At 58.0% G+C, this 20,448-nt stretch carries 20 protein-coding genes; 15 read left to right on the plus strand and 5 right to left on the minus strand.

What is annotated here, in order from left to right; translation table 11 throughout:
* Positions 1–10 precede the first annotated feature (10 nt).
* Positions 11–2,431: a glycerol-3-phosphate 1-O-acyltransferase PlsB gene (gene plsB, locus GNG27_RS01150; protein WP_156262687.1), complete on the minus strand. Its 2,421-nt coding sequence runs from the start codon at positions 2,429–2,431 to the stop codon at positions 11–13.
* A 155-nt stretch (positions 2,432–2,586) separates the two neighbouring features.
* On the opposite strand from plsB, the gene GNG27_RS01155 reads away from it, so the two are divergent.
* From GNG27_RS01155 to GNG27_RS01170, 4 genes are all read left to right on the plus strand, one after another.
* Positions 2,587–2,955, plus strand: a complete 369-nt coding sequence (locus GNG27_RS01155; protein ID WP_142487845.1) for a diacylglycerol kinase — start codon at positions 2,587–2,589, stop codon at positions 2,953–2,955.
* Between the two features lie 109 nt (positions 2,956–3,064).
* Positions 3,065–3,673, plus strand: coding sequence for a transcriptional repressor LexA (lexA, locus tag GNG27_RS01160; RefSeq protein ID WP_032615967.1), 609 nt, complete (start codon positions 3,065–3,067; stop codon positions 3,671–3,673).
* Between the two features lie 63 nt (positions 3,674–3,736).
* Positions 3,737–5,056 (plus strand): MATE family efflux transporter DinF, encoded by a 1,320-nt coding sequence (gene dinF, locus GNG27_RS01165; protein WP_142487846.1) that lies wholly within the window; start codon positions 3,737–3,739, stop codon positions 5,054–5,056.
* 141 nt (positions 5,057–5,197) lie between these two features.
* Positions 5,198–5,407 carry a CsbD family protein gene (locus tag GNG27_RS01170; protein WP_032615972.1) on the plus strand — a complete coding sequence of 70 codons (210 nt, stop codon included), beginning with the start codon at positions 5,198–5,200 and terminating at the stop codon, positions 5,405–5,407.
* A gap of 69 nt (positions 5,408–5,476) precedes the next feature.
* Here GNG27_RS01170 and zur read toward each other — a convergent pair whose 3' ends face one another.
* Positions 5,477–5,992, minus strand: a complete 516-nt coding sequence (gene zur / locus GNG27_RS01175; RefSeq protein WP_032615974.1) for a zinc uptake transcriptional repressor Zur — start codon at positions 5,990–5,992, stop codon at positions 5,477–5,479.
* 112 nt (positions 5,993–6,104) lie between these two features.
* Between zur and GNG27_RS01180 the strand changes: the two genes are divergently transcribed.
* From GNG27_RS01180 to pspG, 4 genes are all read left to right on the plus strand, one after another.
* Positions 6,105–6,593 carry a cupin domain-containing protein gene (locus tag GNG27_RS01180; protein WP_156262688.1) on the plus strand — a complete coding sequence of 163 codons (489 nt, stop codon included), beginning with the start codon at positions 6,105–6,107 and terminating at the stop codon, positions 6,591–6,593.
* A 163-nt stretch (positions 6,594–6,756) separates the two neighbouring features.
* Positions 6,757–8,067 carry a conjugal transfer protein TraF gene (locus tag GNG27_RS01185; protein ID WP_231600418.1) on the plus strand — a complete coding sequence of 437 codons (1,311 nt, stop codon included), beginning with the start codon at positions 6,757–6,759 and terminating at the stop codon, positions 8,065–8,067.
* A gap of 80 nt (positions 8,068–8,147) precedes the next feature.
* Complete coding sequence (gene dusA / locus GNG27_RS01190; RefSeq protein WP_156262689.1) at positions 8,148–9,143, plus strand: tRNA dihydrouridine(20/20a) synthase DusA; 996 nt, start codon at positions 8,148–8,150, stop codon at positions 9,141–9,143.
* Positions 9,144–9,285: 142 nt separating this feature from the next.
* On the plus strand, positions 9,286–9,528 hold the full coding sequence (gene pspG / locus GNG27_RS01195) for an envelope stress response protein PspG (protein ID WP_142487850.1): 243 nt from the start codon (positions 9,286–9,288) through the stop codon (positions 9,526–9,528).
* A gap of 183 nt (positions 9,529–9,711) precedes the next feature.
* On the opposite strand, the gene GNG27_RS01200 is transcribed toward pspG, so the two are convergent.
* Positions 9,712–10,695: a quinone oxidoreductase gene (locus GNG27_RS01200; protein ID WP_142487851.1), complete on the minus strand. Its 984-nt coding sequence runs from the start codon at positions 10,693–10,695 to the stop codon at positions 9,712–9,714.
* A 71-nt stretch (positions 10,696–10,766) separates the two neighbouring features.
* Here GNG27_RS01200 and dnaB point away from each other — a divergent pair, with 71 nt between their 5' ends.
* The 6 genes from dnaB (at position 10,767) to GNG27_RS01230 (ending at position 16,420) form a co-directional block, all read left to right on the plus strand.
* Positions 10,767–12,179, plus strand: coding sequence for a replicative DNA helicase (gene dnaB / locus GNG27_RS01205; RefSeq protein WP_032615986.1), 1,413 nt, complete (start codon positions 10,767–10,769; stop codon positions 12,177–12,179).
* A gap of 31 nt (positions 12,180–12,210) precedes the next feature.
* Entirely contained in the window at positions 12,211–13,290 is a 1,080-nt protein-coding gene (gene alr / locus GNG27_RS01210) for an alanine racemase (RefSeq protein WP_156262690.1), read from the plus strand.
* A 145-nt stretch (positions 13,291–13,435) separates the two neighbouring features.
* On the plus strand, positions 13,436–14,629 hold the full coding sequence (gene tyrB, locus GNG27_RS01215; RefSeq protein WP_156262691.1) for an aromatic amino acid transaminase: 1,194 nt from the start codon (positions 13,436–13,438) through the stop codon (positions 14,627–14,629).
* 194 nt (positions 14,630–14,823) lie between these two features.
* The gene (gene aphA, locus GNG27_RS01220) at positions 14,824–15,537 is read left to right on the plus strand and encodes an acid phosphatase AphA (RefSeq protein ID WP_156262692.1); all 714 of its coding nucleotides are present in this window, start codon (positions 14,824–14,826) and stop codon (positions 15,535–15,537) included.
* A 110-nt stretch (positions 15,538–15,647) separates the two neighbouring features.
* Positions 15,648–16,064, plus strand: a complete 417-nt coding sequence (locus GNG27_RS01225) for a secondary thiamine-phosphate synthase enzyme YjbQ (RefSeq protein WP_142487855.1) — start codon at positions 15,648–15,650, stop codon at positions 16,062–16,064.
* A 2-nt stretch (positions 16,065–16,066) separates the two neighbouring features.
* Positions 16,067–16,420, plus strand: coding sequence for an MmcQ/YjbR family DNA-binding protein (locus tag GNG27_RS01230; RefSeq protein ID WP_142490045.1), 354 nt, complete (start codon positions 16,067–16,069; stop codon positions 16,418–16,420).
* 3 nt (positions 16,421–16,423) lie between these two features.
* Here GNG27_RS01230 and uvrA read toward each other — a convergent pair whose 3' ends face one another.
* Positions 16,424–19,246, minus strand: coding sequence for an excinuclease ABC subunit UvrA (gene uvrA / locus GNG27_RS01235; protein WP_142487856.1), 2,823 nt, complete (start codon positions 19,244–19,246; stop codon positions 16,424–16,426).
* Between the two features lie 249 nt (positions 19,247–19,495).
* On the opposite strand from uvrA, the gene ssb1 reads away from it, so the two are divergent.
* A complete protein-coding gene (gene ssb1 / locus GNG27_RS01240) occupies positions 19,496–20,026 on the plus strand; it encodes a single-stranded DNA-binding protein SSB1 (protein WP_032615999.1) in 531 nt (176 codons plus the stop codon).
* Positions 20,027–20,090: 64 nt separating this feature from the next.
* Here the strand turns inward: ssb1 and GNG27_RS01245 are convergent, their stop codons facing one another.
* Positions 20,091–20,372, minus strand: coding sequence for a YjcB family protein (locus tag GNG27_RS01245; protein ID WP_156262693.1), 282 nt, complete (start codon positions 20,370–20,372; stop codon positions 20,091–20,093).
* Positions 20,373–20,448 lie beyond the last annotated feature (76 nt).

Consider the following 20,448-nt stretch of genomic DNA (forward strand, 5'->3'; position numbering starts at 1 on the left):
CGGGCGTTTTTTATTCCCCCTGCGTCGCGCTCTCAATCGTTAAGCGCACGTCCGAGGTAATCAGGTCCGCCAGCATCTGGTACACCTTCATCGTCTCTTCCGGCTCGGCATCACCACTGTCACTGATGTAGCCCTCGTCACGCAGCGTCAACACCAGCGAACTGAAGACCGCTTTATCGAAGAACTCCGGCGCGTTGATGCCGTGCAGCATCGACAGACGCTGTGCCAGCGTGCGGCTCTCTTTCTCCAGCGTCCCGCGGTTGATCGACGGGTTGGCGCTCAGCAGCCAGAAGGTAATGGCATAGCGCTGCACGGTTTCGCGTGCGCCCGCCGCCAGCAGCTGCAGCGTGCGTGCCCGGGACGGGTTGATCAGCAGAAGGTCATCTTTCTGCGAAATCAGTCCCTGGCGGGTCAGCTCTTCAATCTGCTTATCCAGCACCTCTGCCAGCTCGTCGTTTTCCCAGCGCAGGAACAGCTCGGCTTTCAGCATCGGGTAGAGGGCGGTGACATGCTCCAGCAGCGCCTGACGGGTGATCTGGCGATGCTGGGTGATGATGGCCGCCATCAGCGACGGCAGCATCAGCATATGCGCAATGTTGTTGCGGTAGTAGGTCATCAGTACCGCCTGCTCGCGCGGCAGAATGATGATATCGCCGATGGTGTCCTTCTCGACCTCAAACTTGTTCATCTGCAGCGCGTGCTCGATCAGCTCGCTGGCGCTGGCGGTCGGCACCGTGGCATCAGCCGCGTACGGCACGTTGCGCATCAGGTTCAGGTAGCAGTCGAGCTGCTCGGTCAGCTGTTCACGGGTGAGCGAGCGCTGGCGAGAGGCCAGCAGAGCGGTACAACACAGGTTCATGGCGTTGGCCGCCCCGGCGTTGTTAATACGTACCATCAGATCGGCGGCTATGGCGTTCACCGTTGGCGTCAGCCAGGCCGGACGCACCGCTTCGATCGGATCGATGGACTCGCGCCACTCCGGCACACGGTGATTGAGATAAGTCATCAACGGCATAGGTTCGCCGAAGTTAACATATCCCTGACCAAGATTGCGCAGCTTGCTCAGGCCGCGCAGCATCTGCAGCAGGCTCTCTTTCTCTTTGGTGGCGCCGCGCAGCTCTTTGGCGTAAGTACCCACTTCCATCACGTGCTCGTAACCGATGTAAATCGGCACCAGAGTGATTGGACGCGTACCGCCACGCAGCATCGCCTGAATGGTCATCGACAGGGTGCCGGTCTTCGGATCGAGCAGACGCCCGGTACGGGAACGGCCGCCTTCCACGAAATATTCCACAGAGTAGCCGCGGCTGAACAGCTCGCCCAGATACTCACGGAACACGGTAGAGTAGAGCTTATTGCCCTTAAAGGTACGGCGAATGAAGAACGCACCCAGACGGCGGAAGATCGGGCCAGCCGGCCAGAAGTTGAGGTTGATACCCGCAGCGATGTGCGGCGGCACCAGCCCCTGGTGATAGAGCACATACGAGAGCAGCAGATAGTCCATGTGGCTGCGGTGGCAGGGCACATAAACAATCTCATGGCCGTCGTGGGCCAGCTGGCGCACACGCTCGGCGTTGTGCACGTTGATCCCCTGATAGAGACGGTTCCAGGTAAAGCTCAGGATACGGTCGCTAAGGCGGATCATCTCGTAGGAGAAGTTGGCCGCAATCTCTTCCATCAGGGCGATGGCGTTTTGCTGCGCCTTCTCGTGGGAGATTTTTTTGCTGCGCGCTTCGTCTTCGACGGCGCGGGCGATCGCTTTCGAGGCCAGCAGCTTGTTAAACAGATCCTGACGTGCCGGCAGGCGTGGGCCTACCGCGGCCAGACGCTGACGGGCAAAGTGCATGCGCGCCACGCGGGCCAGCTTCTGGGCGATGGTCTTATCCGTACCGTGCTCATCGGCCATGCGGCGCAGTGAGACTGACGGCGAGAAACGGACAAAGCTGTCGCGGCCGAGCCAGTTAACGGCGAAAAATTTCTGCACCCCGTTAAGCATGCGCAACGGCGGATTTTCTTCGCCTTTATCACGCCCCGGACGACGGCCAAACATGACCGATACGGGCACCATCTGCACGTCCAGCAGCGGGTTACTGCGGTGCAGGTCGAGGTAGTCATGGAACAGCTTGATCGACTCTTCTTTCGGCGTGTACCAGGTGAACACGCGAGGGCCACCGTGGATAAAGATGTAGCGCGGCAGCTGAGTGCCGTCGATCTCCAGCGGCTCCAGCGGATCGGGAAGATCGTGCGCCAGGCATTGGGCGCGCAGCGTCAGCAAGTCGGCCTTCGAGTTATAAGGCAAAACGTACATAATAGGACGCGAGGTATTGAGTCCCAACTCCAGCGTGGGAACCGCCGGAATAGACTTGCTTTTTACCAGGACGCTTAATGGTAAATTAAGTAATTTGTAGTAAATTCGTGGCCAGCCAGACATAAACGATGTAAAGCCTCTGGTTAAAAATGCAATTGCGGCGCAAGGATAACAGAAAGCGCGCAAAATTTCTGTTGTTACCCGTCATACTTCCGGTGGCTGCGCCAGGCGCTTAAACCACCGTTTCTGACGCTATTTTCGAAGAAAGGTTTCTTTTAATGGCCAATAATACCACTGGGTTAACCCGAATCATTAAAGCTGCCGGCTATTCATGGAAAGGCATCCGTGCTGCCTGGATCAATGAAGCCGCATTTCGCCAGGAGGGGGTTGCTGTCGTCGCGGCGATTATTATTGCCTGCTGGCTGGATGTTGATCCCATCACTCGCGTATTACTGATTGGCTCGGTGATGTTGGTGATGATAGTCGAAATTTTGAACAGTGCGATCGAGGCGGTGGTCGACCGTATCGGCACTGACTTTCACGAGCTCTCGGGCCGGGCAAAAGATATGGGTTCTGCCGCGGTGCTGATGGCGATTATCGTTGCGTTGTTTACCTGGGTCACGCTGCTTTGGGGACATTTACGATAAGCCTTCAGAAACCGAACAAGTCTCTGGTTTTTTATGCGGTTTGTGGTTCCAAAATCACCTTTAGCTGTATATACTCACAGCATAACTGTATATACACCCAGGGGGCGGAATGAAAGCGTTAACGACCAGGCAGCAAGAGGTGTTTGATCTCATTCGGGATCATATCGGCCAGACGGGTATGCCGCCGACGCGTGCAGAAATCGCGCAGCGTCTGGGCTTCCGTTCTCCAAATGCCGCTGAAGAGCACCTTAAGGCACTGGCGCGTAAGGGTGTGCTTGAGATTGTCTCCGGAGCGTCTCGCGGTATTCGCCTGCTGGTTGAAGCCGAAGAGGGCCTTCCGCTCGTCGGCCGCGTCGCCGCCGGGGAACCGCTGCTGGCGCAGCAGCACATTGAAGGCCACTATCAGGTCGATCCGGGCATGTTTAAACCGAGCGCAGACTTTCTGCTCCGCGTGAGCGGCATGTCGATGAAAGACATCGGTATTCTGGATGGCGATCTGCTGGCAGTACACAAAACGCAGGACGTGCGTAACGGTCAGGTGGTTGTGGCGCGTATCGATGATGAAGTCACCGTTAAGCGTCTGAAAAAGCAGGGCAACACCGTGCAGCTGCTGCCGGAAAACAGCGAGTTTTCCCCGATTGTTGTCGACCTGCGTGAAAATAACTTCTCCATCGAAGGTCTTGCGGTTGGCGTCATCCGCAACGGTGAGTGGTTATAACGCCTTTCTGACAGACTGCGACCCTGTCGCAGTCTGCTTTTCCTGCCTCCGGCGAACATTTTCATGTCTCTCCTGACTGCTTCAGACAAGGCGTTGTGGCGTCTTGCACTTCCCATGATCGTCTCCAATATCAGCGTCCCTCTGCTCGGGCTGGTGGATACGGCTGTCATTGGTCATCTCGATTCGCCCGTCTATCTGGGCGGTGTCGCCATCGGCGCGACGGCAACCAGCTTCCTGTTTATGCTGCTGCTCTTTTTGCGCATGAGTACCACCGGGCTTACTGCCCAGGCCTATGGCGCGAAGGATCCACAGCGTTTGGCCCGCGCGCTGGTGCAGCCGCTGATCCTGGCCCTCGGTGCCGGTCTGTTGATTGTGCTGTTGCGCACACCGCTCATCGATCTGGCGCTGCATATCGTTGGCGGCAGCGAGGCCGTTCTTCATCAGGCGAGGCGCTTCCTGGAGATCCGCTGGCTCAGCGCCCCGGCATCGCTGGCTAACCTGGTGCTGCTCGGCTGGCTGCTGGGGGTGCAGTATGCCCGGGCGCCGGTGATCCTGCTGGTAGTGGGGAACCTGCTCAACATCGTGCTGGATCTTTGGCTGGTGATGGGCCTGCAGATGAACGTGCAGGGGGCTGCGCTGGCGACCGCTATCGCAGAGTACGCCACCCTGCTGATCGGCTTATGGATGGTCTGGCGGGTGCTGGCCCTGCGCGGTATTTCGCTGGCGCTGCTGAAAGCGAGCTGGCGGGGCAACATCCGCAAACTGCTGGCCCTCAATCGCGACATCATGCTGCGCTCGCTGCTGCTGCAACTCTGTTTCGGGGCGCTGACGGTAATGGGCGCGCGGCTGGGGCCGGAGATTATCGCCGTCAACGCCGTGCTGATGACCCTGCTGACCTTTACCGCCTACGCGCTGGATGGCTTCGCCTACGCGGTTGAGGCCCACTCCGGGCAGGCCTATGGCGCACGGGAAAGCGGCCAGCTGCGGGAAGTGTGGCGGGCGGCCTGCCGTCAGTCCGGCCTGGTGGCGCTCGCCTTCGCGCTCGTCTACGCCCTGGCAGGCGATCGGATCATTGCCCTGCTGACTTCGCTGCCCGAACTGCGCGCGCTGGCGAGCCACTATCTTATCTGGCAGGTGGTTTTACCGGTGGTGGGCGTCTGGTGCTATTTGCTGGATGGGATGTTTATCGGCGCAACCCGCGGGGCAGAGATGCGCAACAGCATGGCCGTAGCGGCCGCCGGTTTTGGCCTGACGCTGTTCACCCTGCCGTGGCTGGGTAATCATGGTCTGTGGCTGGCTCTGTGCGTGTTTCTTGCCCTGCGGGGGCTCTCTCTGGCCTGGATCTGGCACCGGCACTGGCGCAACGGCAGCTGGTTTTCATAGCGGCTTCACCCGACTGAATGGTAAAAGATTCCGAATAACAAACCCAACGCCGCAGGCTTATCTATAATTATTATCACGTCCAGCACGAAACGTATTTCAGGACGAACTTAACCTTAACGACCGAACGAAGAGGAATCGATGATGAATAAAGACCAAGTCGGCGGTAACTGGAAGCAATTTAAAGGTAAAGTGAAAGAACAGTGGGGCGACCTGACTGATGACGATATGACCGTCATTGAAGGTAAACGTGACCAGCTGGTGGGTAAAATTCAGGAACGCTATGGTTATGAGAAAGACCAGGCGGAGAAAGAGGTTGGTGACTGGGAAACCCGTAACAACTATCGCTGGTAATTAACCTATACCCGCAGGTACACGGATGTACGCCTAGGGCGACCTTTCAGGTCGCCCCTTTTTTTGCCCTCAGCGCGGCTTTTTCTTCAGCTGGATGGAGTGATCGTGCTGACAATCCTCCTGATGGCGACAGGCTTCCACTTCAACGCAGTTGCGGCACAGGCCGTGCGCTTCAATTACGTTGTGGCGCAGGGCAAAGCCCATCTTCGCGGCCAGAGTGTGCATGATATCTTCCACCCCTTCAGCGCCTTCTTCCTTCACGCTGCCACAGCGGTCGCAGATAAACATCGCTGAGGTGTGGGTCGGCTGATCGAACAGATGGCACAGCACGTAGCTGTTGGTTGACTCCACTTTATGCACAAAGCCCTGCTCGAGTAAAAAATCGAGCGCCCGATAGACGGTGGGCGGCTTGGCCTGAGGCTCGCTCTCGCGCAGCAGGTCGAGCAGATCGTAGGCGCTGATGGCCCCGTTTTGCAGGCTCAGCAGACGCAACACTTCAAGGCGCTGCGGAGTCAGGCGCACATTGCGTTGCGCGCACAGCTTTTCGGCTTGCGCTAACAGTGCCTGCATTGTGGTCGTTTCCATTTTGCACCTCGAATGACGTGGAATAACAAACCGCCAGTTTACCATGTTCTGACCTAAACGCCGAGATCCACCGGGTGTGCTACCCTGTCGAAAAACCACTGGGGGTGAAAAGATGAAAAGACCGGACTGCATTCGACACTGGCGCGAAGTAGAAGGCGCCGACAACTCGACCTATCCCGACAGCACAGAGCGTTTCTCCATTGGCGCGCCGCTGGCCCGTGCGCTGGGGCTGGGCCGCCTTGGTATCCATCATGAGCGCCTCCCGCCAGGGCGCCGTACTTCGTACCCGCATGCCGAAAGCGATGAAGAGGAGTTCATCTTTGTGCTCGAGGGTTATCCCGAAGCCTGGATAAACGGTTATTTATGGAAACTGGAGCCAGGAGACAGCGTCGGTTTTCCTGCCGGGACGGGCGTCTGCCACACCTTTATTAATAATACCAGTGAAGAAGTGCGGTTATTAGTGGTGGGAGAGGCGAATAAAAAACATAACCGAATTTATTATCCGCTGAATGCGGTATATGCCGCCACGCGTGAAGATCGCTGGATCGATCATCCCCCGCAATTTTTTGGTCCTCATGACGGAAAACCAGGGCAAAAGTAATTTCTTGTTCTATACATATTAAAGAAATAAGGAAATCAATAACTTAATCTAATACTAAAGTTTAGATAAATTCGGCTCCTCATACTTTTTTCACAAAGGACGTATGCCCCTGCGCGGTATTTAGCCGCCGGGGTTTATTCACCCAAAATAAGTCAGGTGTCCTGTGAAAATAAAATTCAAATTTTCTGTGGCGGGAATTGCCACCGGTATTCTTTTGGCTAATCAGGCTGGAGCAGCAAATACCTGGACGGAAGCACGCGGCGATGCAATGGGTGGAACGGGCGTTGCGTCGGCGCATTATAGCAGCGGGGTGCTGATCAACCCGGCCCTGCTGGCAAAATCCAAAGCAGAAGACGACGTCGCCATTATATTCCCCTCGGTGGGGGCGCAGATCAGCGATAAAGACAATCTGCAGGACAAGATCGATGAGATCAGCGATGAGATCAGGGCCGATCGGGAGATGATCGACGATCTGACCGTGGCGCGGATCCTGGCCGATCCGCAGGGAACGCTCAGTGAGCTTCAGGGGGCCGCGGGCAATCTGGCCGATCAGCTGGAGTTCCTCGAAGGAAAAACCGCCCACGGCAACGCGGGGGCAGGGATAGCCGTCAGCATTCCGGGTTCGGGGCTGTCGCTGGCGTTTGTCGCTAAGGCCAATGCTCACGCGCGCATCAGCTCGGAGATCGATCAGCAGGACATTGCATTCCTGCGCAGATTGCAGGGCAACGCAGGCATGACTAACCAGATGGCGCTGGGGGCGGCCCGGAACGGCAGCGACGTGATTACCCGCAACCTGAATTCCGTCGCCATGGGCAGGGCGGCGATCGTTTCCGACTACGGCGTGGCGGTTGCCCGCCAGTTTGATTTCAACGGCCTGCCAGTCTCGGTCGGCGTGACGCCAAAACTGCAGCAAACCTGGCTCTACAACTACACCACCTCCATCTATACCTACGACAGCAGCGATTTTAACAGCAGTCGTAACCGCAATGACGATACCAGTTTTAACGTCGATGTCGGCGTCGCGGTCGACTTCGGTGAAAACTGGACGGTCGGCCTGAGCGGGCAGAACCTGTTCTCACGGGATATTGATACCAACGATATTCGCATTCTCAACGGGCGTACCGGGCAGGAGGTGAGCTATCAGGACACGTACCAGATCCGCCCTCTGGTCACGGCAGGGGTGGCCTGGCATACCGGCCTGCTCACCCTCAGCGCCGATGGCGATCTGACCAAAACCCGGGGCTTCAGGAGTGAAGAAGACTCGCAGTATGTCGGGGTGGGGGCAGAAGTGTCCCTGCTGGGCTGGCTGGCGGTGCGCGGCGGCTTTCGCGGGGACGTGAAGGGCAACGACAGTAACGTCTTCACCGGCGGCTTTGGCTTCGCCCCCTTTAATACCGTGCATATCGATTTAACCGGCATTTACGGCGAAGATGAAACCTGGGGTGCCGGGGCGCAGTTCAGCGTCACCTTCTGACGGGATCCGGAGGCGCTCTGCCTCCGGCGAATATGTGCTATAGTAGCGCCCCATTTTCAGCAGATGCTTAAAACTTCGCCATGTCGTCAGAATACTCGTCCCTCTATCCTGCTCACCGTTTTTCCATCGCGCCGATGCTCGACTGGACCGACAGACACTGCCGCTACTTCCTGCGCCAGCTGTCGCGCCATACCCTGCTCTATACCGAGATGGTGACCACCGGGGCGATTATTCATGGCAAGGGCGACTATCTCGCCTTCAGCAAAGAAGAGCATCCGGTGGCGTTGCAGCTTGGCGGCAGCGATCCGGCCGCGCTGGCGCACTGTGCGAAGCTGGCAGAGGCGCGCGGTTACGACGAGATTAACCTCAACGTCGGCTGCCCGTCCGATCGCGTGCAGAACGGCATGTTTGGCGCCTGTCTGATGGGTAATGCGCAGCTGGTGGCCGACTGCGTGAAAGCGATGCGCGATGTGGTCTCCATTCCGGTGACGGTCAAAACCCGTATCGGCATCGACGAGCAGGACAGCTACGAATTTCTCTGTGACTTCATCGGCACGGTGGCCGGCAAGGGCGAGTGCGAGATGTTTATCATCCATGCCCGCAAAGCCTGGCTCTCGGGCCTGAGCCCGAAAGAGAACCGTGAGATCCCGCCGCTGGATTACCCACGCGTTTATCAGTTGAAGCGCGATTTCCCACAGCTGACCATGTCGATCAACGGCGGCATCAAGTCTCTTGACGAGGCGAAAGCGCATTTACAGCATATGGACGGCGTCATGGTAGGGCGCGAGGCGTACCAGAACCCGGGCGTGCTGGCAGCGGTGGACCGCGAAATCTTTGGTATGGACGCCGCCGATCGCGATCCGGTGGCGGTGGTGCGGGCGATGTACCCCTACATTGAGCGCGAGCTAAGCAATGGTACTTATCTGGGCCATGTGACCCGCCACATGCTGGGTCTGTTCCAGGGGATCCCGGGCGCGCGCCAGTGGCGCCGCTACCTGAGTGAAAACGCCCATAAGGCGGGCGCCGATATCGAGGTGCTGGAGCAGGCGCTGCGTCTGGTGGCAGACAAGCGATAATTTTCACTAAAAGTTCGTCAAATTCACCACGCCCGGCGCAGCATTGCCGGGCGTTTTCTTTTTATATCAATAGGTTAATTTTTGGCACGGATCTTGTAATGGTGATACCAGCGTATCGTTGTGATGCATTCGGGAGAGAGCCATGCTGGAACTACTTTTTGTGATTGGATTTTTTGTCATGCTGTTGGTCACCGGCGTCTCACTGCTGGGTATTGTTGCCGCACTGGTGGTCGCTACCGTGGTGATGTTTATCGGCGGATTGTTTGCCCTGATGCTGAAACTGCTGCCGTGGTTGCTGCTGGCCGTGGCGGTGGTGTGGGCGATACGGGCGATTAAATCGCCAAAAATCCCACGCTATCAGCGCAATAACCGCTTTCGTTACTAAGGTATTGAGTGGTTCGTCACATCCTTGCAACTTTTACGGCAGCATTGCTTAGAACAGAATAGGATTTAGTTATCGAATCTGTCACTATTGCCGCCGTTAAAGAATTCATCGCGCTGTACCCTACATACAGCCGAACTAAAAAAAGAAAAGAAAAGGGCTTCCTACGGGAAGCCCAATTTCTTTTTAGGGGATCAGTAAACTTGAACCCTGTGTCGCCCGGCTCTCCAGCACCTCATGCGCACGCTGCGCGTCACTCAGCGGATACTTCTGCGCCTCTGCCACATCCACCTTAATCACGCCGCTGGCAATCAACGAGAACAGCTCGTTGCTGGCCTCAACCAGTTCGTCACGATTCGTGATGTAGCCCTGTAGCGAAGGGCGGGTGGCGAACAGCGAACCTTTCTGGTTAAGAATACCCAGATTGACGCCGGTCACCGGGCCGGAGGCGTTGCCGAAGCTGACCATCAGGCCGCGGCGTTGCAGACAGTCCAGCGAGGCTTCCCAGGTATCTTTGCCCACCGAGTCATAGACCACGCGCACCTTTTTACCGCCGGTGATCTCTTTCACCCGCTCGACGATGCTCTCTTCGCGATAGTTGATCACCTGCCAGGCACCCGCCTGCAGCGCACGCTGCGCCTTTTGCGCATTGCCGACGGTGCCGATCAGCTTGGCCCCCAGCGCTTTTGCCCACTGGCAGGCAATCAGCCCGACGCCGCCTGCGGCTGCGTGGAACAGAAACTGTTCGTCAGGTTTGATCTCATAGGTTTTGCGTAACAGATAAAAGACCGTCAGCCCTTTCAGGAAGGAGGCGGCGGCCTGCTCAAAGGAGATGGCATCCGGCAGAATGGCGGCTTTATCCGCCGGGACGTTGTGGACCGAGCTGTAGGCGCCGAGGGCGGATTGCGCATACACCACGCGGTCGCCCTCCTTTATATGCTTCACGGCGCTGCCCACTTTGACCACCACTCCGGCCGCCTCGGTGCCCAGTCCGCTTGGCAGGGCCGGGGGCGGATAGAGGCCGCCGCGGATATAGGTATCGATATAGTTAATGCCAATGGCTTTGTTTTCCACCTGGACTTCGTTATCGCCAGGCGCGGTGGGGGTAAACTCTACCGCCCTGAGAACGTCCGGGCCGCCGTGCTTATGAAATTCAATACGCGTTGCCATGCTCCCTCCATTAGACTTAGAAAATATGGTAATCTTTCGACCCACTCTCTATCTCGGTAACTCCATTCACTATGGCAGGAAACAAACCCTTCAACAAACAGACTGAGCCCCGCGAGCGCGATCCGCAGTTAGCCGGGTTAAAGGTCCCGCCGCACTCGATTGAAGCGGAACAGTCGGTGTTGGGCGGTTTAATGCTGGATAACGAGCGCTGGGATGACGTTGCCGAGCGCGTCGTCACCGACGATTTCTATACCCGCCCGCACCGCCATATCTTTACCGAGATGGCGCGTCTGCAGGAATCCGGTAGCCCCATCGACCTGATCACGCTCGCGGAATCGCTGGAGCGTCAGGGGCAACTGGAGTCGGTGGGTGGCTTCGCCTATCTGGCCGAGTTATCGAAAAACACGCCAAGTGCGGCGAACATCAGCGCTTATGCCGATATCGTACGTGAACGTGCGGTAGTGCGCGACATGATCTCCGTCGCCAACGAGATCGCCGAAGCCGGTTTCGACCCCCAGGGGCGTAACAGCGACGAGCTACTCGATCTGGCCGAGTCGCGGGTCTTCAAAATCGCTGAAAGCCGCGCCAATAAAGACGAAGGGCCGAAAAACATCGCCGAGGTGCTCGATGCCACCGTCTCGCGTATTGAGCAGCTGTTCCAGCAGCCGCACGACGGGGTCACCGGGGTCAATACCGGCTATGACGATCTGAATAAAAAGACCGCCGGGCTCCAGCCGTCGGATCTGATTATCGTCGCCGCGCGTCCGTCGATGGGTAAAACCACCTTTGCAATGAACCTCGTCGAAAATGCGGCGATGTTGCAGGATAAACCGGTTTTAATCTTCAGTCTGGAGATGCCCTCCGAGCAGATCATGATGCGTTCTCTGGCCTCGCTGTCGCGCGTGGACCAGACCCGCATTCGTACCGGCCAGCTCGACGATGAGGACTGGGCGCGGATCTCCGGCACCATGGGCATCCTGCTGGAAAAACGAAACATCTATATCGATGACTCCTCCGGCCTGACGCCGACGGAAGTGCGCTCCCGCGCGCGCCGTATCGCCCGCGAGCATGGCGGCATCGGCCTGATCATGATTGACTACCTCCAGCTGATGCGCGTTCCGTCGCTCTCGGACAACCGTACCCTGGAAATTGCCGAAATCTCCCGCTCGCTGAAAGCGCTGGCGAAAGAGCTACAGGTACCGGTGGTGGCGCTGTCGCAGCTTAACCGCTCCCTGGAACAGCGCGCCGACAAGCGCCCGGTCAACTCCGACCTGCGTGAATCCGGCTCCATCGAGCAGGATGCCGACCTGATCATGTTCATCTACCGTGATGAGGTCTATCACGAGAACAGCGACCTGAAAGGGATCGCCGAAATTATTATCGGTAAGCAGCGTAACGGCCCGATCGGTACGGTGCGGCTGACCTTTAACGGCCAGTGGTCGCGCTTTGATAATTATGCGGGACCGCAATACGACGATGAATAACTCTCCGACATTCTTTTAACAAGGAATTGCAATGCAAGCGGCAACTGTAGTCATTAACCGCCGCGCTCTGCGACACAACCTGCAACGCCTGCGTGAACTGGCGCCCGCCAGCAAACTGGTTGCAGTCGTGAAAGCGAACGCTTACGGACACGGTCTGATCGAGACCGCGCGAACGCTCCCCGATGCCGACGCCTTTGGCGTCGCCCGTCTCGAAGAAGCCCTGCGCCTGCGCGAAGGGGGGATCACCCAGCCGATCCTGCTGCTCGAGGGCTTCTTTAACGCCACCGACCTGCCGACCATCGCCGCAAAACGGCTGCATACCGCAGTGCACAACCTGGAGCAGCTCGAGGCGCTGGAGAACGCGGTACTCAGCGAGCCTGTCACCGTCTGGATGAAGCTCGACACCGGCATGCACCGTCTGGGCGTTCGCCCGGAGCAGGCAGAGGCCTTTTATCAGCGCTTAAGCCAGTGCCAGAACGTTCACCAGCCGGTCAATATCGTCAGCCATTTCGCCCGGGCCGACGAGCCCGAATGCGGTGCGACCGAGCAGCAGCTCGATATCTTCAACACCTTCTGCGAAGGCAAGCCGGGGATGCGCTCGATTGCGGCCTCCGGCGGCATTCTGCTGTGGCCGCAGTCCCATTTCGACTGGACACGTCCGGGCATTATCCTCTACGGCGTCTCGCCGCTGGAGGGTAAACCCTGGGGGCCAGACTTTGGTTTTCAGCCGGTGATGTCGCTCACCTCCAGCCTGATTGCGGTGCGCGAGCATAAAGCCGGGGAGCCGGTGGGCTATGGCGGCACCTGGGTCAGCGAGCGCGATACCCGTCTGGGCGTGGTGGCGATGGGCTACGGCGACGGCTACCCGCGCGCCGCGCCGTCCGGTACGCCGGTGCTGGTGAACGGCCGCGAAGTGACCATCGTCGGACGCGTGGCGATGGACATGATCTGTATTGACCTCGGGCCCGAGGCGCAGGAGAAAGCGGGCGATCCGGTGACCCTTTGGGGCGAAGGTTTACCCGTAGAGCGGATCGCGGAAATCACAAAAGTGAGTGCTTACGAACTTATTACACGCCTGACGTCGCGGGTGGCGATGCACTACCTCGACTGACGGCTATGTTCCCTCTCCTGATGGGAGAGGGAGTAAAGCAGGTTCTGTTGCCCAACCCCCATCTTCCTTAACATCCTCTCGATCTTCTGCTGCTTCCGGTTTATTGTTGAATTCCCTGCCTCATTATTATCCGGAGAACCATCGCGTGTTCCAGAAAGTCGACGCCTATGCTGGCGACCCCATCCTCTCCTTAATGGAGCGTTTCAAAGAAGATCCCCGGGGCGATAAAGTTAACCTCAGTATCGGTCTGTACTACAACGAAGCAGGCATTATTCCGCAGCTGCAGGCGGTGGCCAAAGCCGAAGCGCGTCTTAATGCCACGCCACACGGCGCGTCGCTCTATCTGCCGATGGAAGGGCTGAACAGCTATCGTCACACCATTGCTCCGCTGCTGTTTGGCGCAGAGCATCCGGTGCTGGTGGAAAAGCGCGTTGCCACTATCCAGACCCTGGGCGGCTCAGGCGCGCTGAAAGTCGGGGCCGACTTCCTGCACAAGTATTTCCCGGAGTCCGGGGTCTGGGTGAGCGACCCGACCTGGGAAAACCACGTCGCCATCTTTGAAGGCGCAGGCTTTACGGTGAATACCTACCCGTGGTTTGACGATCAGAGCAACGGCGTGCGCGTTGGCGCGTTGCTGGAAAAACTGAGCACCCTGCCGGAACGCAGCATTGTGCTGCTGCACCCGTGCTGCCATAACCCGACCGGTGCCGATCTGACCAACGATCAGTGGGATGCGGTCATTGAAGTGCTGAAGGCCCGCAACCTGATCCCGTTCCTCGACATTGCCTATCAGGGCTTTGGTGCCGGGATGGAAGAGGACGCCTACGCCATTCGCGCCATCGCCAGCGCAGGCCTGCCGGCACTGGTCAGTAACTCCTTCTCCAAAATCTTCTCGCTGTATGGCGAGCGTGTCGGCGGCCTGTCGGTAGTCTGCGAGGATCAGGATGCTGCCGGACGCGTGCTCGGCCAGCTGAAAGCCACCGTGCGTCGCATCTACTCCAGCCCGCCAAACTTTGGCGCGCAGGTGGTGGCGACCGTGCTGGGCGATGATGAACTCAAGGCCGAGTGGCTGGCGGAAGTGGAAGCGATGCGTACCCGTATCCTTTCCATGCGTCAGACGCTGGTCGACGTGCTGAAAGAGGCGGTTCCGGGGCACAACTTCGACTACCTGCTACAGCAGCGCGGCATGTTCAGCTACACCGGCTTCAGCGCGCAGCAGGTGGATCGCCTGCGTGATGAGTTTGGCGTCTACCTGATTGCCAGCGGACGCATGTGCGTGGCGGGTCTGAACAGCAGCAACGTTCAGCGCGTGGCGCAGGCTTTTGCCGCTGTGATGTAAGCACTTACTCACGGTCTCCTTCCGTTGGCGAAGGGGGCCGGAATAGGTAAACCCCGCTTTGTGATACCCCTCTTTTTATTATGGTTTATATAAAGAATTCCCTTTCATTCCCCTCCGGCTACGGTTATTTTCGAGGTGGTTTTTGACCATCCGCTCAAAATAAAAAATAACGGTTTCAATATTCAGGGGAAAACATGCGCAAAATCAAACTGGCGCTCAGCGCCGTCTGCTTATTGCTCCCGCTCAGCCACCCGGTGGTGGCGCGCCCCTCATCACCTCCACCGTTATACACCGGCACCACCACCGCCAGACTGGCCGAGCAGGCACCGATCCACTGGGTGTCTGTTGCCCAGATTGAAAACAGCCTGATGGGGCGTCCGCCCATGTCGGTGGGATTTGATATTGATGACACCGTGCTGTTCTCCAGCCCGGGCTTCTGGCGGGGTAAAAAAACCTGGTCACCGGACAGTGATGACTACCTGAAAAACCCGGCCTTCTGGCAGCAGATGAACAACGGCTGGGACGAGTTCAGCATTCCGAAAGAGGTGGCCCGCGCGCTGATTGCCATGCACGTCAAGCGTGGCGACAGGATCTGGTTTATTACCGGGCGTCATCCCACTAAAACCGAAACCGTCACCAAAACGTTGCAGGACGCTTTCCTGATCCCCGCCGCGGCCATGAATCCGGTCATTTTTGCCGGTGAGAAATCTGGCAGAAACAACAAAGCCCAGTGGATGGAGCAGAAGCAGATCAAGATTTACTACGGCGATGCGGACAGCGACATAACTGCGGCTCGCGAGGCGGGTGCCAGAGGCATCCGGGTGCTGCGCGCCTCCAACTCGACGTACAAACCGCTCCCACAGGCGGGAGCGTTTGGCGAAGAGGTGATCGTCAATTCAGAATACTGAGTGTTCGGGCAGAAAAGACGCTTTTTTAAGCACATTTTCCCGCTACGGGTTTTACCTTTCGTCGTATTGCTGCACACTTAGAAGGATTATCCTGTAAAACGGAGCAGCACATGTGGTATCAGCAAACCCTGACCCTGCGCGCCAGGTCTCGTGGTTTTCATCTGGTGACGGACGAGGTCCTTGGACAGATCCGCGATCTTCCCCGCATTAACGTCGGTTTACTGCATCTGTTGCTGCAACACACGTCAGCCTCCCTCACCCTCAACGAGAATTGCGATCCCACCGTCCGTTCCGATATGGAGCAGCATTTTCTCAAAACCGTTCCCGACGATGCCCGCTGGGAACATGATGATGAGGGGCCAGACGACATGCCTTCCCATATTAAATCCTCCTTGCTGGGCGTCTCTTTGCTGCTGCCGGTGAATCACGGCCGCGTGCAGCTCGGCACCTGGCAGGGGATCTGGCTGGGAGAACACCGTATCCATGGCGGTTCGCGCAAAATTATCGCTACGCTACAAGGGGAATAATGATGACCATTTCGGAGATACTTCAGTACTGCATGAATAAGCCGGGTGCGGAGCAAAGCGTACACAGTGACTGGAAGGCCACCCAGATCAAGGTCGCAGACGTGCTGTTTGCGATGGTGAAAGACGTGGAGGGGCGTCCGGCGGCCTCGCTAAAAACCAGCCCGGAACTGGCGGATTTGCTGCGCCAGCAGCACACCGACGTGCGTCCCAGCAAGCACCTGAATAAAGCGCACTGGAGCACGGTCTATCTGGATGGGTCGATACCGGATTCGCAGATTTACTATTTGGTGGATGCCTCGTACAAGCAGGCGGTGGAACTGCTGCCGGAGATGACCCGGCAGCAGCTGTCAGTGTGACGACTACAGAAGTGGTTTAAGGAAGCGGGCCGTGTGCGAGGCTTCGCACTCCGCGACGGTTTCCGGGGTGCCGGAAACCAGGATTTCGCCGCCGCCGCTGCCGCCTTCCGGACCGAGATCGACAATCCAGTCCGCGGTTTTAATCACGTCCAGGTTGTGCTCAATCACCACGATAGTGTTGCCCTGATCGCGCAGCTGGTGCAGCACGTCGAGTAACTGCTGGATATCGGCAAAGTGCAGACCGGTGGTCGGCTCATCCAGAATGTACAGCGTCTGCCCGGTGCCGCGTTTGGAGAGCTCACGCGCCAGCTTCACGCGCTGCGCCTCGCCGCCCGACAGGGTGGTTGCCGACTGGCCCAGACGAATGTAGGTCAGACCGACATCCATCAGGGTCTGGAGCTTACGCGCCAGCGCCGGAACGGCATCAAAGAACTCACGGGCCTCTTCGATGGTCATATCCAGCACTTCGTGGATGGTCTTGCCTTTGTACTTAATCTCCAGCGTTTCGCGGTTATAGCGTTTGCCTTTGCACTGGTCGCACGGCACGTAGATATCCGGCAGGAAGTGCATTTCGACCTTGATCACCCCATCGCCCTGACAGGCTTCACAGCGGCCACCGCGGACGTTAAAGCTGAAACGTCCAGGCGTATAGCCGCGCGAACGCGATTCCGGCACGCCGGCAAAGAGTTCACGTACCGGCGTAAACACGCCGGTATAGGTGGCCGGGTTCGAGCGTGGCGTACGACCGATCGGGCTCTGGTCGATATCGATCACCTTGTCGAAGTGCTCCAGGCCGTGGATCTCGCGATACGGCGCCGGTTCAGCCAGGGTTGCCCCGTTCAGCTGGGTCTGAGCAATCGGGAACAGGGTGTCGTTAATCAGCGTTGATTTACCGGAACCCGAGACACCCGTGATACAGGTGAACAGGCCGACCGGCAGGGTCAGGGTCACGTCTTTCAGGTTGTTACCGCGCGCCCCGGTGAGCTTCAGCACTTTTTCGGGGTTGGCGGGTACGCGCTGTTTCGGCACTTCAATCTTGCGCTTGCCGCTCATGTACTGGCCGGTCAGGGATTCTGGTACCGCCATAATGGCGTCCAGTGGACCTTCCGCTACCACCTGGCCGCCGTGGACGCCGGCCCCGGGGCCGATGTCGATCACGTGGTCGGCCGCGCGGATCGCGTCTTCATCGTGCTCAACCACAATCACAGTGTTGCCGAGGTTACGCAGATGGATCAGCGTCCCGAGCAGACGTTCGTTGTCGCGCTGGTGCAGGCCGATGGACGGCTCATCCAGCACGTACATCACCCCCACCAGGCCCGCGCCGATCTGGCTCGCCAGACGGATACGCTGGGCTTCACCGCCGGACAAGGTCTCTGCCGAGCGGGAAAGAGTGAGGTAGTTCAGACCGACGTTGACCAGGAACTTGAGGCGATCGCCGATCTCTTTCAGCACTTTCTCAGCGATTTGCGCCCGCTGACCGGAGAGCTTCAGGTTGTTGAAGAAGTCCATCGCATGGCCGATGCTCATGTCTGAGATGGTCGGCAGCGGCGTGTTCTCAACATACACGTGGCGCGCTTCGCGGCGCAGACGGGTACCGTCACAGGTGGCGCAGGAGCGGTTGCTGATGAACTTCGCCAGCTCTTCACGTACCGCGCTGGATTCCGTCTCTTTGTAACGGCGTTCCATGTTGTGCAGCACGCCTTCAAACGGATGACGGCGCACCGAGGTATCGCCGCGATCGTTCATGTATTTAAACTCGATGTTCTCTTTAGCGGAACCGAACAGGATCACTTTGTGCACGGTTGGGCTCAGGCTGCCCCACGGCGCTTCGACGTCGAATTTATAGTGTTCAGCCAGCGACTTCAGCATCTGGAAGTAGTAGAAGTTACGCTTATCCCAGCCGCGGATCGCGCCGCCAGCCAGCGACAGTTCCGGGTTCTGGATCACCCGGTCAGGATCGAAATACTGCTGCACGCCCAGGCCATCACAGGTTGGGCAGGCGCCAGCCGGGTTGTTGAACGAGAACAGGCGCGGTTCCAGCTCGCGCATGCTGTAGCCGCACACCGGGCAGGCGAAGTTGGCAGAGAAGAGCAGCTCTTCCGCTTGCGGGTCGTCCATATCGGCCACCACGGCCGTACCGCCGGAGAGATCCAGCGCGGTTTCGAACGACTCCGCCAGGCGCTGGGTCAGGTCATCACGCACCTTAAAGCGGTCGATCACGACCTCGATGGTGTGTTTCTTTTGCAGCTCCAGCTTCGGCGGATCGGAGAGATCGCACACTTCCCCGTCGATACGGGCGCGGATATAACCCTGGCTGGCCAGGTTTTCCAGCGTTTTGGTGTGCTCGCCTTTGCGCTCTTTAATGATTGGCGCCAGCAGCATCAGGCGTTTGCCTTCCGGCTGCGCCAGCACGTTATCCACCATCTGGCTGACGGTCTGGGCCGCCAGCGGGACATCGTGGTCCGGGCAGCGCGGCTCGCCCACGCGGGCATACAGCAGACGCAGGTAATCATGGATTTCGGTGATGGTCCCGACGGTGGAGCGCGGGTTGTGAGAAGTCGACTTCTGCTCAATGGAGATGGCCGGCGACAACCCTTCGATATGGTCGACGTCCGGTTTTTCCATCAGCGACAGGAACTGGCGCGCATATGCAGAGAGCGATTCAACGTAACGACGCTGCCCTTCGGCATACAGGGTGTCGAAAGCCAGTGAGGATTTGCCTGAGCCTGAAAGCCCGGTCACGACGATCAGTTTGTCGCGAGGGATGACGAGGTTGATATTCTTGAGATTGTGGGTGCGGGCGCCCCGAACTTCTATCTTATCCATTCACCTTTCCCGGTAGGTAGATACACGGAATGCCTGGTTTGTTTGAAGGACAACCGGCAGAAACGATTAATTATGACACAAATTGACCTGGCTGGATATACAGTATTGGAATGCAAATTCTGATTACTTGTGCAACAATGTATCCTTCGTGAGAAGTCTGGAAGATGCTTCCCAACTATCGGAAGACCACGTGGAAATGGTACACTCGCGCGCTTACACTATTCAGACAAGTTTTCAGGAGACACGATCATGGCCAGCAGAGGCGTAAACAAGGTGATTCTCGTCGGTAATCTGGGCCAGGACCCGGAAGTACGCTATATGCCGAGTGGTGGTGCAGTGGCCAACATTACGCTGGCTACTTCCGAATCCTGGCGTGATAAAGCGACCGGTGAGATGAAAGAGCAGACCGAATGGCACCGCGTTGTGCTGTTTGGCAAACTGGCCGAAGTGGCCGGTGAATATCTGCGTAAAGGCTCCCAGGTCTATATCGAAGGCCAGCTGCGTACCCGCAAATGGACCGATCAGTCCGGCGCAGAAAAATACACCACCGAAGTGGTGGTCAACGTTGGCGGCACCATGCAGATGCTGGGTGGCCGTCAGGGCGGTGGCGCACCAGCAGGTGGCGGCCAGCAGCAGCAGGGCGGTTGGGGTCAGCCTCAGCAGCCGCAGGGCGGCAACCAGTTCAGCGGCGGCGCACAGTCCCGTCCGCAGCAGCAGCCGTCTGCACCGGCACAGTCCAACGAACCGCCAATGGATTTCGACGACGATATCCCGTTCTGATAATCAGAACCTGCCTTTCGTAACAACAAAAAACCCAGACGATGTCTGGGTTTTTTTATATCTACTAGGTGTACATCATTGGCCAGTCTGGTGGCGTATGGCTCATCGCCTCGACCATTACCGCTTTAACGTTGTTCCAGATAACGGCCACATCCAGCAGGGTGATGCCCAGCAGGCCGGTCGCGAACCAGCATGCCGCCGCCAGACCCAGACAGGTGCTGATCACCGCCAGCGCGGTGTAATCCGATTTACGAAATTGAATGTTCAGCGTGCTGGCCAGAAACATCAGCACTGCGCTCAACAACTCCCAGCGTGCAAACACAACACCGGCGGTAATAGCTGCCATAAAACGATCCTCAAAGATAACCGCCGCCGGGTAAAGCGCGACGTTGCCCACACGCTGTGGCAAACTGGCTATCGGC

The sequence above is a fragment of the Leclercia sp. 119287 genome, assembly GCF_009734485.1.
Taxonomy (GTDB): Bacteria; Pseudomonadota; Gammaproteobacteria; order Enterobacterales; family Enterobacteriaceae; genus Enterobacter; species Enterobacter adecarboxylatus_C.